The sequence below is a fragment of the Sporosarcina sp. FSL K6-1508 genome, from assembly GCF_038007465.1.
Lineage (GTDB): Bacteria > Bacillota > Bacilli > Bacillales_A > Planococcaceae > Sporosarcina > Sporosarcina psychrophila_B.
This window is the reverse complement of record NZ_JBBOXF010000001.1, coordinates 4,601,718-4,616,454: the sequence shown is the minus strand read 5'-3', so window position 1 is coordinate 4,616,454 and position 14,737 is coordinate 4,601,718. Positions and strand designations below refer to the sequence as shown.

Sequence of the window (14,737 nt, the reverse complement as noted above, 5' to 3'; positions counted from 1 at the left end):
TCCACGGCTGTTTTTAGAGTTATAGGATATTGCAATCGTCGCATTTGTTGCCGTAGCATTCATGTTGCTCTTCGATTTCCTTACCACATGATGTACAAATTTTAGCAGGTAGGTTTTTGAAAAAATCGATCACATTTTCAAGCATAGCTCATTTACCTCCTTACCCAATTGTATTAGTACTAAACTATATTTCAGTGGTGTAATAGTACAGGGTTAGTAAAAAAAATCACAAGATATTACAGTTGTCGCATTTGTTGCCGTAGCACTCATGCTGTTCTTCGATTTCCTTACCGCATGATGTACAAACCTTCGCAGGCAAGTTTTTGAAAAACTCGATGACATTCTCAATCATAGTTTCATTCTCCCCTTTCAATTTGTACTATAACTAAATCTATTATTAGTAGTGTATTATAACAGACTTACAAATGTCAATAGATTAGACGTTTTATTCTGAAAAGTTTAAAGAGGGGTCTTCTTTGCTTAAAAATGATAAAATAGTCGAGAAGCTATTTATAGGGAGCGATAACTATGCATTTTATTGATAATAAAGGAATTACAGATCCGCATATCAATTTAGCAATCGAGGAATACGTTCTTAAGAATATGGATATTGATAAAGATTCATTTTTGCTATTCTATATTAACGAGCCATCCATCATCGTCGGCAAAAACCAGAATACAGTGGAAGAGATCGATACGGAATACGTGGAAGCAAACGGTATTCATGTTGTTCGTCGTCTATCTGGCGGGGGTGCTGTCTACCATGATCTTGGCAACCTGAATTACAGTTTTCTTACCAAAGATGATGGCGAGTCGTTCCGCAACTTCAAAAAGGTGACAGAACCAGTTGTTCAAGCACTCGCAGAAATGGGCGTCAAAGCAGAACTACTAGGCCGTAATGATATTCTTGTTGAGGGACGTAAAGTTTCAGGCAACGCACAGTTTTCAACAAATGGCCGTATGTTCAGTCACGGGACGCTCATGTTTGATACAGAAATCGAACGTGTCGTTTCAGCACTTAAAGTACGAAAAGACAAAATTGAATCAAAAGGCATCAAATCGATTCGTAGCCGTGTCGCGAATATTTCTGAATTTCTCAAAGAGCCAATGACAATTGAACAGTTCAGGATGGAAATACTGAAATCGATTTTCGGCGGGGAAGAAAAGATTCAATATTTGGAGCTGACAGATGAGGACTGGGACAACATCCGCAAACTTTCTGCAGAGCGTTATGCAAACTGGGATTGGAATTACGGCAAATCACCGAAGTTCAATATGCAACACTCACACAGATTCCCGGTAGGCGGCATCGATGTCCGGATCCAAGTGAAAAAAGGCATCATGGAAGACGTCAATATTTTCGGCGACTTTTTCGGTGTCGGGGAAGTAGCAGTCATCGAAGAAAGCTTGACTGGCGTCCAGTATGAAAGACAGGCAATCAGTGAAGCCCTCGCTTCAATCGATATTCCGACATATCTAGGAGGAATTACGAAAGAAGAATTCCTTCAATTGATTTATTGATAAAAGTGGGAGCCTGACAATATGTCAGGCTTTTTTCTTTTTTTAGATTACCTTCTTTTTGAGTGAGAAGGGTGTAGCTGATTTTATAGCATGGGTGACTGATCATATAACGTGGTTAGCTGCTCAAATAGCGTGGCAGACCGCTCATATAGCGTGGCATACCGCTCATATAGTATTTCCGACCGCTCATATAACGTGGCAGACCGCTCATATAGCGTGGTAGACCGATCATATCCCCCCGCCCCCGCCAACCCCAACAATATTTCCAAAAACCTGCCAACCGCCAGAGCTATTTTTAAGTTATAATGAAAAGAAGTGTGAAAGGGGACTGACCTATGGAAAACCATCGTATATTCATAGTTGAGGACGATAAGAAAATCGCGCAATTATTAGCAGACACGCTCAGGAAATACCAATACGACGTTGCAATCGTCGAAGATTTCGAACGAGTCACCGAAGAAAGCCTTGCATTTAATCCGCATCTCATTCTACTTGATATTAATCTGCCTTCTTATGACGGCTATTATTGGTGCCGTCAACTTCGTCAACATACTACGTGTCCTATACTATTCATTTCCGCACGATCTGGTGACATGGACCAAGTATTTGCGCTGGAAAATGGCGGCGATGATTTCATAACGAAACCTTTTCATTATGAAATCGTCCTTGCAAAAATAAGAAGTCATCTGCGCAGAACATTTGGTGAATATGCTCCGAATCAATCCGAACGTACCGTGAAAATCGGAGCGCTTAATCTATACATCGAGCGGATGGAACTGCATATTAAAGAAAATATTGTGCCATTGCAGAAAAAGGAGTGTGTCATCCTTGAATTGTTGATGGATGCTGTACCGAAAGTTGTTTCCCGGGAAAGTTTATTGGAAGAATTATGGGACGACCAGTCATTTGTCGATGAAAATACGTTAAATGTTAATATGACACGCGTACGGAAAAAACTTGCCGATTACGGGGTTTTATCTACTATTGAAACTGTGCGTGGCGCAGGTTATCGCTTCGTATTGGCATCGGAGGAATCATGAAGAATGTGATGCTTTTTCTGAAAGACCATATATCCTTCCTTATATTTCAAGGAATTCTTATTCTGTTCATGATGCTGATATACTGGCTGGATGGTTTCAGGAATGTTAATACTGCCATCTACACGATCAGCATGAGTATGCTGTTGACCGGGGGCTACCTTCTTGGGAAATTCATTATAAGGCGTTCATTTTACGAGGCGATCATACGCAAGCCAGAAAAAATGGAAGACGCGCTTATTCGCTATCCGCAAGGCCCGGAACATCGGCAAACAACCGAATTTACTCGTGAATTGTACAAGTTATATCAAAATGAAGTACAACGGCTGTATGCGGCTCAACATCGCCAGCTTCATTTCATGAATCAGTGGGTGCATCAGATGAAAACGCCAATTTCCGTTATGGGGCTTCTGTTGCAGGAAAAAGATGATTTGGACCGCAACAGCATCATTGAAGAAGTCGAAAAAATAAGGAACGGCCTCGAATCTGTGCTCGTCAATGCACGGCTTGAGACATTTGAACAGGATATGCAAATCGAACGGATCGGCTTGAAACAATTGGTGCAAGAAATCGTAACGGATCATAAGCGGCTATTCATTACAAATGGCGTGTTTCCGGTTATTTCAATCGATGACAACTTTCTTGTTGCCACCGATGTGAAATGGATGAAAATCGTCATTGGGCAGTTCATTACCAATGCGGTGAAATATACGTTTGATGAAGGAAAGAAGGTTCATTTAACCGCAGCTTGTACAGGTCATGGGCTGAAACTGGCGATTCGGGATGAAGGAATCGGTATCCCTTCTTCAGATTTGAACCGCGTGAGAAAAGCGTTCTTCACGGGTGAAAATGGCAGGCTGACGGGTGAATCGACCGGTATGGGTCTTTATATTGCGTCGGAAGTCTGCAATCGGCTTGGCCATCCGCTATCAATCGAATCAGAGGCGGGAAATGGGACAACAGTGACAGTGTTGTTTGAAAACGGAGAGGCAGGAGAGACGGATGAAACCGAACACAATCGTGGAGCTGGAGGAAGTAACGAAGATTTATGAAGGCAAAGTGATGCACCGGGCATTGAACCGTCTCGACTTTGATGTAGAGGAAGGCGAGTTCGTGGCAGTAATGGGCCCATCAGGAAGCGGAAAGACAACATTGCTGAACTTAATCTCGACGATTGCTTTGCCGACATACGGGCGCCTGATGATAAATGGAATCGAACCGGAAGTACTCAAACCAAACGAACTGGCGCTGTTTAGACGGCGCAATCTAGGATTCGTTTTTCAAGATATTAATTTGCTTCAAATGCTGACAGTTGAAGAAAATCTTGTCCTGCCACTGACGCTCGATGGACAAACCGTTCCTCAAATGGAAAAACGCGTTGCAGAAGTTGCAGCTAGGCTCGATTTGTCAGATATCTTGAATCGCAGACCCGATGAGTTATCGGGTGGACAAGCACAGCGAACAGCAATTGGCCGTGCATTGATTCATAAGCCGAAGATCATTTTGGCTGATGAACCGACGGGTAATCTCGACTCGAAGTCTGCAAAGGACGTTCTTGAATTGCTTAGTCATATTAATAAAACCGAGAAAAAGACTGTAATCATGGTGACACATGATCCCATTGCAGCGAGTTATTGCGACCGTGTGCTATTCATAAAAGACGGCGAATTTTTCAATGAAATCTACAAAGATGAAAGGCGTCAGACGTTTTTTCAACGTATTTTGAATGTCTTGTCGCTTCTCGGAGGGAATGTCCATGACCTTTCGTCAGTTCGCTTACCGTAATGTCATTCGAAATAGACGGGTCTACGCTGCATTTTTAATGGCGAGCGTTTTTTCAGTTATGGTATTTTTTCTCTATTCCATGCTACTGTTCCATCCGTCCATAGAAGATCGGTTTGTGCAGGGGATTGCGTTTATGGGCATGGGCATAGCTGAAATCATTTTGTATATTTTCACTGTGTTTTTCCTGTTTTATTCGATGCGTGCATTTTTACAAGCACGATCGAAGGAATTTGGCATATTGCTCCACTTAGGTATGGCGAAGCGGCAATTGAACCGTCTTATTTTCTTGGAGACAATGATTATTGGAGTTGCCTCGATTGTAGCGGGGACGATTCTAGGGTATATGTTTTCGAAATTCTTTTTCATGATTATCAGGGAAATTGTACTCTTACCGGCTTTGCCACTTTATTTATCATGGGAACCATTTGCACTGACAATAGGTGCTTTCATGAGTCTCTTTATACTCATTTCGTACGTCGCGCCGGTCTTCATCCGGACAGGGGAAGTAGCAGATCTTATACAGGGAGATATTAGCAGCCAAGGAGCATACGGTTATTCAAAGGTCCGCGGCTATCTAGGGTTGATCTTCCTTGGCATGTCGTATGTTATGGCGGCCTCGACGTCGAATTCTGTTGTCATCGGGCTGCTCTTTTTCTTGCCGCCGCTCGCTACGATAGGGACTTTTTACTTTTTCACGGATTCATTGCCATTGCTGTTACATAAGCTTCGTAATCGAAAACGATTGTATTGGCATCAGTTCTGGCTGCTGTCAATTTCAGAAGGTGCCGTCCGGCTACGTGAAAATGCACGCATGTTTTTCATTGTAACAATGGTGTCCACGATAGCATTCATGTCAGTTGGCATACTTGCCTCGCTTACTTCGTTTGCTTCGCAATATCGAGAAACGCATCCGCTGGGTCTCGTTTACAAGAGTACACAGAAGAATGAACTTGAAAGAAAGCATATTGCAAAGCTCGTCGATGAATTAGATACAGAACGAATCGATTATTCCCTTATTAGATTCCAAGTATTGGAGCAGACCTCCTCATTTACGGAAAATCCGGTAGCGATATTGAAGTCATCTAATGTCAATATGCTTGCACATTCGTTCGGTTATCCAGCAATGGACTTGGAAGAAGGCGAAGCCGTATTTCTTCCACCGTCAGCGTCATCATTTGACCAGCTAAAGGATAGAACTGTGAAAACGCTTCTCGAAGAAAGTAATGTATCTATCCAGATAGAAGGCGCCTATCCGCACCAATTGTTTTCAGCGTATTCCATCGCGACGAACGCCATCATATTGAATGATGCAGATTATGATAAAGTGTTTGAAAGTGGATTCACTGAAGGATTTAAGGCATTTTCCTACTATGCATTCAATGTTCCAGATTGGCAACAAACAAAGGTTATCGGGCTATCCATCGAGGCGAAGGTTTCGGAATCATTCCTAGCAGGAGATTCTGGAGAGTTGCCGTATTCGTTTGAAAATCCAGGCTTAAATTATTCTGTTATCCGGACGACGTTTTCATTATTGTTGTTTATCGGATTACTGCTGGCGGCAGTATTTTTCCTAGCGGCGGGCAGTTTCATTTATTTCAGGCTCTATACTTCACTTGAGAGTGATCGTAAACAGTTTGATGTACTGCGGCGCATGGGTATTACGGATCGCGAATTCAAAAAAATCGTCAACCGGCAATTAATCCCGCAATTTTTCTTCCCATGGGGAGTCGCTTTTGTTCATAGCTCGTTTGCATTTCTCTCTTTACAAGTGATTTGGGATGCACTGGCGGAAATATCGATTGTAAAAGAATTAGTCCTTGTTCTTGCCGGGTTTACGTTGATGCAAATTTTTTATTTCTATTTAATACGTTGGCGCTATCTTGCGCATATAAAAGCATAGTGATAACTTAGGAGTTTTCATGATATAGGTTTATACAGTGGAGGGAGGAAGTGCATCCCTCTTTTTTGCGTAGGGCATGGCGAATTTAGGCTGCCTTACCCTAAACGGCCGCTTCTGCTTTTCGACTGTCTAGCTCCAGCGCCTAGGGGCTCGGGTCATAAGTCAAATTGGCTGTGCGGGAAGAGCACCGCGTCGCCAATTCGTCTTAAGCCTGTCGCCCCTGAACAGGCGCTTCTGCTTTTCGAGTCTTGTATTGTCTGAACTTTTCTTATATAATGATATTGATAGGTTATGAATGGCTATTCATTCAATCAAAAGGGGATGAACTTATGAATCTAGTTACTCGAGTGCGGGAAACGGCATTGACACAGCCTGAAAAAGCGGCTTATCACTTCATGGGGAAAGATACATCATATGCGGAGTTTGATCAGTCAGTGTCGATGTTTGCCTCGGCGTTGCAAGATCTTGGCATTGGCAAAGGGGACCATGTCGCATTTCTTCTGGGGAATACACCACACTTTTTAATTTCGCTTTATGCGACAATGCGAATCGGTGCAACAGCGATTCCAGTTAATCCGATTTACACGCCGGACGAAATTTCGTACATCATACATAATAGTGATGCCAAGGCGGTTATCGCGCTGGACCTTCTTCTGCCACTAGTTGAGCAGGCGGCGGGTGCATTCCCGACAGTTAAACATTATGTGATTTGCGAAACACTTCCAGAAACGCCGGAAAAGATCGCTGCACTGCCAGAAGCAGTAAAGTCGAAAGTCCTTTCATTCACACAGCTGATTGCGACAGGGAAACCGAATATGGAACCCGTTACTGTGGATGAAAATGAAACCGCTATCATCTTGTATACGTCGGGAACGACAGGCCAGCCAAAAGGCGCGATGCTGACACATAACAACTTGTATTCAAATGCGCGCGACGTTGCGGACTACCTTGGTTACTCGGAAGATGACCGTGTTGTGGCGACACTTCCAGTATTTCATGTCTTCGCACTGACAGTAGTCGTTAATGCTCCGCTGGTGAAGGGTGCAACGATTTTGCTAATGCCGCGCTTCAGCCCAGCGGAAGTGTTCAAAGTCGTGAAGGAACAGCAGGCGACTATTTTCGCGGCTGTGCCGACAATGTATAACTTCCTTTACCAGTATCCTGATTCAGCTCCGGATGATTTCAAATCGGTTCGGACTACAATTTCTGGCGGATCATCATTGCCTGTCGCATTGCTTCACAATTTCGAGGAGAAGTTCAATACACGTATTTCAGAAGGATACGGTCTTTCAGAAGCATCACCTGTAACATGCTTCAATCCGCTTGACCGCGAACGTATCCCAGGTTCAATCGGAACAGATATTATTAATGTCGAAAACAAAGTCGTTGATGAGCTGGGCAATGAAGTTCCAGATGGTGAAGTCGGCGAACTTGTCGTACGAGGACCGAACGTCATGAAAGGCTATTACAAAATGCCTGAGGAAACCGAATCGGCTATCCGTGACGGCTGGCTGTATACGGGTGATATGGCTAAACGTGATGAAAACGGCTACTTCTATATCGTTGACCGTAAAAAAGACCTTGTCATCGTAGGCGGCTACAATGTCTATCCACGTGAAGTCGAAGAAGTATTATTCACTCACCGTGACATAGTTGAAGCAGCTGTCATCGGTTTGCCGGATCCTAATTTCGGCGAAGCAGTTCATGCATTTGTCGTGTTGAAAGACGGAATTGTCCCTAACGAAGCAGCATTGATGGAGTTCTGCGCGGCTCGTTTAGCGAAATACAAAGTACCGCAACGAATCGAGTTTTTGGACGAACTACCGAAAAACACAACTGGTAAAATATTAAGACGGTCATTGAAAGATCAAGTGAGACTGTAAATAGCGAGGCCTTCTCGAGGTAAATGAGAAGGCTTTTTTGGATGGTTTGATTTTTGGGCGGATGAATCACATTACTTCAAAAAGTTCTTTCAATCAAGTTCAACCTATTTTAAGACTTTTTCCGGGTTTATCTGAATGAGATGAAAGTCAGATCGAAACAGGCATGTCAATGGTTCGTTTTTTAACCTTTAATGAACTTCTCATTCGCGCATTAAGAAAGAAACCTCTTCCCGGGGAAAGAGGTTTCTTTCTTACTCTATTTGTTTAGGGAGAATATTTTGGAAAACAGTCATTAGTTAGAAGGTGAAGCGGCTTTTACGATTGTAGTTCTGTTGTTATCGACCACAGCAAGGATAGTGATTGTTACTTGGTCGTTGTTGGTCATAGCAAGAACGTCGCTTTTTGCTCGGAAGTTGTGGACCAACGGTAGAGCATCGCTTGTTGCTTGTGTGTTTTTGACCGCACCAGCATCGCTTGTCGCAAGGATGCTGTTGTTTACCACAAGAGCGTCGCTTGTCGCAAGTACGCTGTTTTTTGCAGCAAGAGCGCCGTTTATCGCAAGTACGCTCTTTTTTGCAGCAAGAACGTCGCTTATCGCAAGTATGCTGTTTTTTACAGCAAGAGTGCCGTTTATCGCAAGTATGCTGTTTTTTGCAGCAAGAACGTCGCTTATCGCAAGTATGCTGCTTTTTGCAGCAAGAACGTCGCTTATCGCAAGTATGCTGTTTTTTGCAGCAAGAGCGTCGATTACTGCTTGTACGCTGTTTTTTACAGCAAGAACACCGATTACTGCTTGTATGCTGTTGGTGATTCGAAGTGCAGCACTCGTCGTTATACGTTTGATGGCTGTTACTGGAAGGTTCCTGGAACAAAAAGTTTTCTAATCCCAAAAGGCCAACCTGATTAATCGCTTTTTGTATTTGATCATCAAAAGGTAGTGACATGTTTAAACCTCCTTTCTTGTTGGACGGAGAAAGGAGGTGTACTCCCATATTCTTTTTACAGAACAGATTCAGAGGCACTACACGCTCCTTACTCTCCCTCTTAAGGTACGTAGATGTACCAACGGTGTAAGAGGCAAACGCACACACTTGTAAAATAATTATGTACAGACGAGGTGAAAATCGCACCTTAACCTATAACGAAGTGAATTTTTAGCAGCTTAAAGCGAAGTTATAAATCAAGCCAGCAATGCGGTAAAGGATACCGCGTCGCTGGCTCGTTCCAGGTGTCTTGCACTGTTCTCATTTCCTGTTATTTTCTCCTGCCCGAAGGTCGTTTGCCGGGACCATGTTTATCTCTGCTAGGAGAGGATTGATTACGTGAAGTGTTTCGATAGCTGTTAACTCTACCCGGGTTATCACGGGGATCCTGAGACATTAATTCATCCAACCCCAAGCGATCGGTTTTTTCCTTTGCTTTTTGTATTTCATCTTCGAAAAATAGTGACATGTCCATCCTCCTTTCTCACTTATTGAGAGAAAGGAGATGTAGATAACCTTCTTTATGAACACCTTAACGCTATAGAGTGAATCCTTCCTCTCTTCTTAAAGTACGTGGTTGTACTAAGAGCGCTAGAGACAAATGCTTACACTTTAAAAATAATTATTATATCCGAGTAACATCCCACATTTGAATACATACGAATAGGATAAAAGTGAAGGGATAGAATTCACGTGGATACTGGCAAGGGAATAACTGAATACCAGCTTTTTATACATCCGAGTATTTTGAGTGAATTACGGAAAGATATTTGGATGGATGATCCAGTTTCCGCCAAGCTGACGATAAATAAAAAGAAATATGCAATTGATATTGCCTATCGGGGCTCTCACATCCGGGATTTTCAAAAGAAATCATACCAACTCTCTTTTTACAAACCAAGTATGTATAGGAATGCAAAAGAAGTTCATTTGAATGCAGAGTTCAAAGATCCATCAATGCTGAGAAATAAATTATCATTTGATTTTTTTAATGAAATTGGTTGCCTATCACCTGAATCCCGTTTCGTTTTTTTGAAAATTAATGGCAAAAACGAAGGGGTTTATTTAGAAATAGAATCAGTGGATGAGCGATTCCTGTTAAATCGGCAACTGCCGAAAGGATCGCTATATTATGCGGTTGATGGGGATGCTAACTTTTCATTAATGAGCAATCTAGATAAAGAAGTAAAGAAATCACTTAAGCTAGGCTACGAAAAAAAATACGGGACAGGTGAAGATGATGAACGGTTACAAGAATTGATTCTGGCCATCAATACCATTTCAAGAGAAGAATTTGAGCATGAAATCGTAAAGTATGTAAACGTGGATAAGTATCTTCGCTGGCTCGCTGGCGTTATTTTCACTCAAAACTTCGATGGATTTGTTCATAACTATGCACTTTATCGGAACGGGGAGACGGGACTGTTTGAAGTTATCCCTTGGGATTATGATGCGACATGGGGAAGGGACGTCAATGGAGAAATAATGCGTGAAGACTATTTAAGAATCGAAGGATTTAATACGCTTACTGCAAGGATTTTAGATGTAAAAACATTTCGGACGCAATACAAGAATTTGTTGGAAGATGTTTTAAACAGTACATTTAATGTGAGCTATATGAAACCCAAAATACAGGAGATGCATGATTTGATCAGGCTATATGTCCAAAAGGACCCCTATCAAAAGGATAATATGGCCGTATTCGATGAAGAACCCGCTTTCATCATGGCTTATATTGAGGCGCGGGGAAACTATATTAGAAGCCAATTGGGTATGTTGGATTAGGTGGAAATAAAACTCTGATTGAAGAGATTTAGCATATTAAAAGCTCTTATTTGTTATGATTCGTTGGGAAAAGAGCCCTATACATTGTGGGCCATAAAGCAAACCTTGGCAAGCCAAAGGCCGGCTAGACCGTTAGTTCAGAAGGCGAATTATTTGAAGTTGAAGCGGTCAAAAGTAGTTGAATAAGTGGGGGGAATTGGATATATATGTTGAATAAAAAAACCATTGAATTTGCTGCGGCTCTCAATAATGAGAGTGTTGAAATTTTGAGTGTGGATTGTAGATCGCTTGGCGCTTTGGGGATGCCTTTTGCCGTAAGTCTGGATTATCGCTTCGCATCCAGTCTTACGGCTTCGGCGACCCCTTTGCCGCGCCTTCGCTAGGGTGTTCATTATCGAGAAAAATGGGATTTTAAGATATATATGCCGAGACTTTTATGTGATTACTAGTTGATACTAATTATATTCAAGAAAGACGCACTCTAGATTGCAGATTTCATCACAGCTAATGAAATGGGCTTTTTCAAATCAGCGAAGGCGCGACTTCGTGGTAGCCGGAGCGATAAGACTGAAAGTGCTCTCCTTTCCGGCTTATCGCGGGGGGCATCCACAAAGCGTCGAAGCGGTATTGAAATGAATTCTGATTATTGAGAGTTTTTCAGCAACTTTTCATATGAAAAGTTGCTGTTTTTTTATGCGATTCGCGGATAGCGGTGATAATGGGGCTAAAACCGGTGATAACGATATTTTGCTTATCTAGTCAGAAAAACAATGAGTCGTTTTTGAATAGAACTATTGTAGTCATCCGTAGGCAAGAATTTGTTCCGTAAAAGATGTAAAGTCTACCAAGTGGTTCTCAATAATTTCTTTTAAGATATTCGTATTGATAGTCTGATAATCATGGACTGCGATATTGCGAAAACCAACCATTGCTTTCATGTTGGATGCAGTTTCTTTTGAAATCACATAATTAGCATGCAAAAGTTCGAATGCTTCCCTGCTTTTTTGTGGAACACCGAACTTCTTGGCTGCTGATACATGCATGGCCAAGTCAATACACGCTTCACAAACACGTTGGATATTTAAAACGATGGAGTCCTGTTTTGTGAAATCCGTTAAATTATTCGTATTATCATCGTAGACGATTTTTACTCTTTGAAGACATCTTTCAATGACACTGATTTTATTGAGAATCACATCATTCACCATAAACTGACCCCGTTTCCATAATTTTATCGATGATCGGCTGACGTTCTTCGTTGAGTCGTGCGTACATACTGTATGTCCTCATGTGCAATTCCATTCGAAGGTTTTCGTTTTTTGAATAGATGACTTCTCCAGTTGAAAAGATTTGTACCGCAAAAACAGTGGATGCCTCTTTTAAATCTACGAGATCGACCTCCATACCGATAATATCTGCTAATCGTTGCGGAATCATAAAGAGTTCGTATGAAGAAAACACTTTATCTTCGCGATAGAATGCTATGTCGATATCGCTTTCACTATGCGTTGTCCGTTTTGCGTAAGAACCAAAAACGATGATGAAGTCAGGATTTAGTTTTTCCGTGATAAACTCGCGAACCTGTCGGAAGATTTCATCGTACATAAAAATCCCTCCTTAACTAGTCTCTTCAGTATATCATTAACCAAAATAATAATTAGAAACCTGATCAATAAACTCTTCTTCAAGTTCGCCTTTCTTTTTCACAAGGATATAAGTCGAAACGGTTGGCAATTCGAATAGGTCAAAATGGGGCTGCATCAGTCTGCCTTCAATCAGTTCACGACGAACGATGGAATGCGGAAGGAATGAGACACCTAATCCTTCCTGGATGAACCTTTTTGCGATGTGCGCTTGTGTCACTTTCATCGTTCGGATGCCGGGAATGTGTTTATTGAGGATGAATAGTAAGTCATCCCAATAGACTGGATGATGATGTGTGAATAGGTGATTTTCTCGAAGTACTTGAGAAACGTCAATGGGGGGACCGCTTTCCTCATCATAAGGATCCGTTGGCATGATGAATAAAATGGGGTCCTCGTAAATCAGAATCGATTCAATGTTTTTGAATGTAGCATCGAGTGCAGAAATGCCAAGATGTGCGGTTCCATTGTCGACAAGCTGTTCAATCTTTTCTGATTCCTCAATGCGAATGGATAGTTCGACATCGGGATGGCGCTTCATGAATGACCGCAATAAGTATGGCAATATCGTTTCGGCCATCAACGGAGAGATTGCAATGGTCCAGTTACGGCGGTAGCCTTGCGAAAATGCATGCATCCGATTCACACTAGCGTCCGCATCCTCGGTAAGTCGAACAGCTTCAGGATAAAAAATCTTGCCGGCATCGGACAAAGTGACACGGTTGTTTAGCCGATCAAAAAGAGTAGTGCCCAGTCGCTCCTCTAATAGACGGATATGAACGGTTACACTTGGCTGGGATAGCATCAGTTTCTCGGAAGCTTTGCGGAAATTTAATGTTTCAGCGGCGACGATAAATGTTTTGAGCCATTGATAGTCCATTAGAAAACCTCCCTTTGATTAATATTCCTAATTGATTCAATGAAAAACATTTAATTTCTATAATTATACATTCCCCTTATACTAAAGAAAAGAAGGAGGAATGGTCATGTTTCAAAAAGGGTTGAAAGATGTTATCGCAGTACACACGAATATCGCTTCAGTTGATGGGGATAAAGGAGAATTACGTTATAGAGGTGTTTCTGTAGGCAATCTTATAGCAACGCATTCATTTGAAGAAGTGGCCTATTTCATGTGGAATGGAGTATTCCCGGGTGATGAGGAACTTCATGAATTAAATGAGAAAATGATTGCAGGAAGAGAACTCCCTTCACATGTAATTGCGATAATAGATGCGCTTCCTACTAACATGCCATTGATGGAAGTGATGCGGACGGCGATTTCCGCATATGGACACACTGCGTTTAAAGATAGAACAATCGAGGATCAGGCGATTATTTTGACGGCTGCCCTTCCGGTGATCATTGCGCGCCATTATCGCAATCAAAACGGGCAAACAATCGTTGAAGCGGATCCGGCTTTATCGCATACTGCGAATTATTTGTGGATGCTTACAGGTGAAATGCCAAATGACGTACAAGTCGAAGCGTTGGAGACCTATTTGAAATTGACGATGGAGCATGGATTAAATGCTTCTACTTTTGCGGCACGAGTCACCATTTCGACTGAGTCGGATTTAGTCTCCGCCATCACATCAGCAATCGGCACGATGAAGGGGCCGTTACATGGAGGCGCGCCATCAGGTGTGATTGATTTGTTGGAGGAGATGGGAACGCGGGACAATATCCGTCGAGTTGTGGAAGGAAAAATCAAGGGTGGCGAACGCATTATGGGATTTGGCCACCGGATTTATAAAACAGAGGATCCCCGATCGATTTTGTTGAGAGATAAATGCATCAGCATGTCGGGCGAAGACGCTTGGCTGGACTTGGCGACGGTAGCTGAAAAAGAAATTATAGCTTTGCTTGAAGAGCACAAACCAGGAAGGAAATTGTATACGAATGTCGAATATTATGCGGCAGCCATCATGCGATCAATTGATATGCCGCCGGAACTATTCACACCGACATTCAGTGCTGCGAGAATCGTCGGCTGGACGGCACATGCAATAGAGCAGTTAAGTGATAATACCATTTTTCGTCCGCAATCAGTGTATGTAGGAGAATTTCATGTGGAGGGCTGATTGCTAGCGGAATTGTCCTTCCGATTTGCCATAACTGTCACACGAGTTCCACCTGATCTCCTTCGTCATACAAGGGGATCATTTTTTATTGCCATGAAAAAAAGGGTAACTGTTCCGAA

The 14,737-nt window shown here is 42.3% G+C and carries 16 protein-coding genes; 10 read left to right on the top strand and 6 right to left on the bottom strand.

Annotated elements, in window-relative coordinates; all coding sequences use genetic code 11:
• Window positions 1-19: 19 nt before the first annotated feature.
• Both yhfH (MKZ11_RS23525) and yhfH (MKZ11_RS23520) read right to left on the bottom strand, forming a co-directional pair.
• A complete protein-coding gene (yhfH, locus tag MKZ11_RS23525; RefSeq protein ID WP_340796767.1) occupies window positions 20-145 on the bottom strand; it encodes a protein YhfH in 126 nt (41 codons plus the stop codon).
• A gap of 81 nt (window positions 146-226) precedes the next feature.
• Window positions 227-352 (bottom strand): protein YhfH, encoded by a 126-nt coding sequence (yhfH, locus tag MKZ11_RS23520; RefSeq protein WP_340796766.1) that lies wholly within the window; start codon window positions 350-352, stop codon window positions 227-229.
• 176 nt (window positions 353-528) lie between these two features.
• On the opposite strand from yhfH (MKZ11_RS23520), the gene MKZ11_RS23515 reads away from it, so the two are divergent.
• The 7 genes from MKZ11_RS23515 (at window position 529) to MKZ11_RS23485 (ending at window position 9,010) form a co-directional block, all read left to right on the top strand.
• A complete protein-coding gene (locus MKZ11_RS23515) occupies window positions 529-1,521 on the top strand; it encodes a lipoate--protein ligase (RefSeq protein ID WP_340796765.1) in 993 nt (330 codons plus the stop codon).
• 335 nt (window positions 1,522-1,856) lie between these two features.
• On the top strand, window positions 1,857-2,561 hold the full coding sequence (locus MKZ11_RS23510; protein WP_340796764.1) for a response regulator transcription factor: 705 nt from the start codon (window positions 1,857-1,859) through the stop codon (window positions 2,559-2,561).
• Complete coding sequence (locus MKZ11_RS23505; protein ID WP_340796763.1) at window positions 2,558-3,610, top strand: sensor histidine kinase; 1,053 nt, start codon at window positions 2,558-2,560, stop codon at window positions 3,608-3,610. Before MKZ11_RS23510 ends, MKZ11_RS23505 begins: the two co-directional genes overlap by 4 nt.
• Window positions 3,561-4,343 carry an ABC transporter ATP-binding protein gene (locus MKZ11_RS23500; protein ID WP_340796762.1) on the top strand — a complete coding sequence of 261 codons (783 nt, stop codon included), beginning with the start codon at window positions 3,561-3,563 and terminating at the stop codon, window positions 4,341-4,343. Before MKZ11_RS23505 ends, MKZ11_RS23500 begins: the two co-directional genes overlap by 50 nt.
• Window positions 4,315-6,243 (top strand): ABC transporter permease, encoded by a 1,929-nt coding sequence (locus MKZ11_RS23495; protein WP_340796761.1) that lies wholly within the window; start codon window positions 4,315-4,317, stop codon window positions 6,241-6,243. Before MKZ11_RS23500 ends, MKZ11_RS23495 begins: the two co-directional genes overlap by 29 nt.
• 329 nt (window positions 6,244-6,572) lie before the next feature.
• A complete protein-coding gene (locus tag MKZ11_RS23490; RefSeq protein ID WP_340796760.1) occupies window positions 6,573-8,126 on the top strand; it encodes a fatty acid--CoA ligase family protein in 1,554 nt (517 codons plus the stop codon).
• A 377-nt stretch (window positions 8,127-8,503) separates the two neighbouring features.
• Window positions 8,504-9,010 carry a hypothetical protein gene (locus MKZ11_RS23485; RefSeq protein WP_340796759.1) on the top strand — a complete coding sequence of 169 codons (507 nt, stop codon included), beginning with the start codon at window positions 8,504-8,506 and terminating at the stop codon, window positions 9,008-9,010.
• 370 nt (window positions 9,011-9,380) lie between these two features.
• On the opposite strand, the gene MKZ11_RS23480 is transcribed toward MKZ11_RS23485, so the two are convergent.
• On the bottom strand, window positions 9,381-9,578 hold the full coding sequence (locus MKZ11_RS23480) for a hypothetical protein (RefSeq protein WP_340796758.1): 198 nt from the start codon (window positions 9,576-9,578) through the stop codon (window positions 9,381-9,383).
• Window positions 9,579-9,883: 305 nt separating this feature from the next.
• On the opposite strand from MKZ11_RS23480, the gene MKZ11_RS23475 reads away from it, so the two are divergent.
• Together MKZ11_RS23475 and MKZ11_RS23470 are read left to right on the top strand one after the other, a co-directional pair.
• Window positions 9,884-10,894 (top strand): CotH kinase family protein, encoded by a 1,011-nt coding sequence (locus MKZ11_RS23475; protein WP_340797099.1) that lies wholly within the window; start codon window positions 9,884-9,886, stop codon window positions 10,892-10,894.
• 206 nt (window positions 10,895-11,100) lie between these two features.
• Window positions 11,101-11,277 carry a hypothetical protein gene (locus tag MKZ11_RS23470; RefSeq protein ID WP_340796757.1) on the top strand — a complete coding sequence of 59 codons (177 nt, stop codon included), beginning with the start codon at window positions 11,101-11,103 and terminating at the stop codon, window positions 11,275-11,277.
• A 417-nt stretch (window positions 11,278-11,694) separates the two neighbouring features.
• On the opposite strand, the gene hepT is transcribed toward MKZ11_RS23470, so the two are convergent.
• The 3 genes from hepT to MKZ11_RS23455 are packed head-to-tail and all read right to left on the bottom strand — an operon-like array spanning window position 11,695 to window position 13,417.
• The gene (gene hepT / locus MKZ11_RS23465) at window positions 11,695-12,102 is read right to left on the bottom strand and encodes a type VII toxin-antitoxin system HepT family RNase toxin (protein ID WP_340796756.1); all 408 of its coding nucleotides are present in this window, start codon (window positions 12,100-12,102) and stop codon (window positions 11,695-11,697) included.
• Window positions 12,092-12,499 (bottom strand): type VII toxin-antitoxin system MntA family adenylyltransferase antitoxin, encoded by a 408-nt coding sequence (gene mntA / locus MKZ11_RS23460; protein ID WP_340796755.1) that lies wholly within the window; start codon window positions 12,497-12,499, stop codon window positions 12,092-12,094. Before mntA ends, hepT begins: the two co-directional genes overlap by 11 nt.
• Before the next feature lie 36 nt (window positions 12,500-12,535).
• Window positions 12,536-13,417, bottom strand: a complete 882-nt coding sequence (locus tag MKZ11_RS23455) for a LysR family transcriptional regulator (protein WP_340796754.1) — start codon at window positions 13,415-13,417, stop codon at window positions 12,536-12,538.
• A 106-nt stretch (window positions 13,418-13,523) separates the two neighbouring features.
• Here MKZ11_RS23455 and MKZ11_RS23450 point away from each other — a divergent pair, with 106 nt between their 5' ends.
• Window positions 13,524-14,618: a citrate synthase/methylcitrate synthase gene (locus MKZ11_RS23450; protein WP_340796753.1), complete on the top strand. Its 1,095-nt coding sequence runs from the start codon at window positions 13,524-13,526 to the stop codon at window positions 14,616-14,618.
• Window positions 14,619-14,737 lie beyond the last annotated feature (119 nt).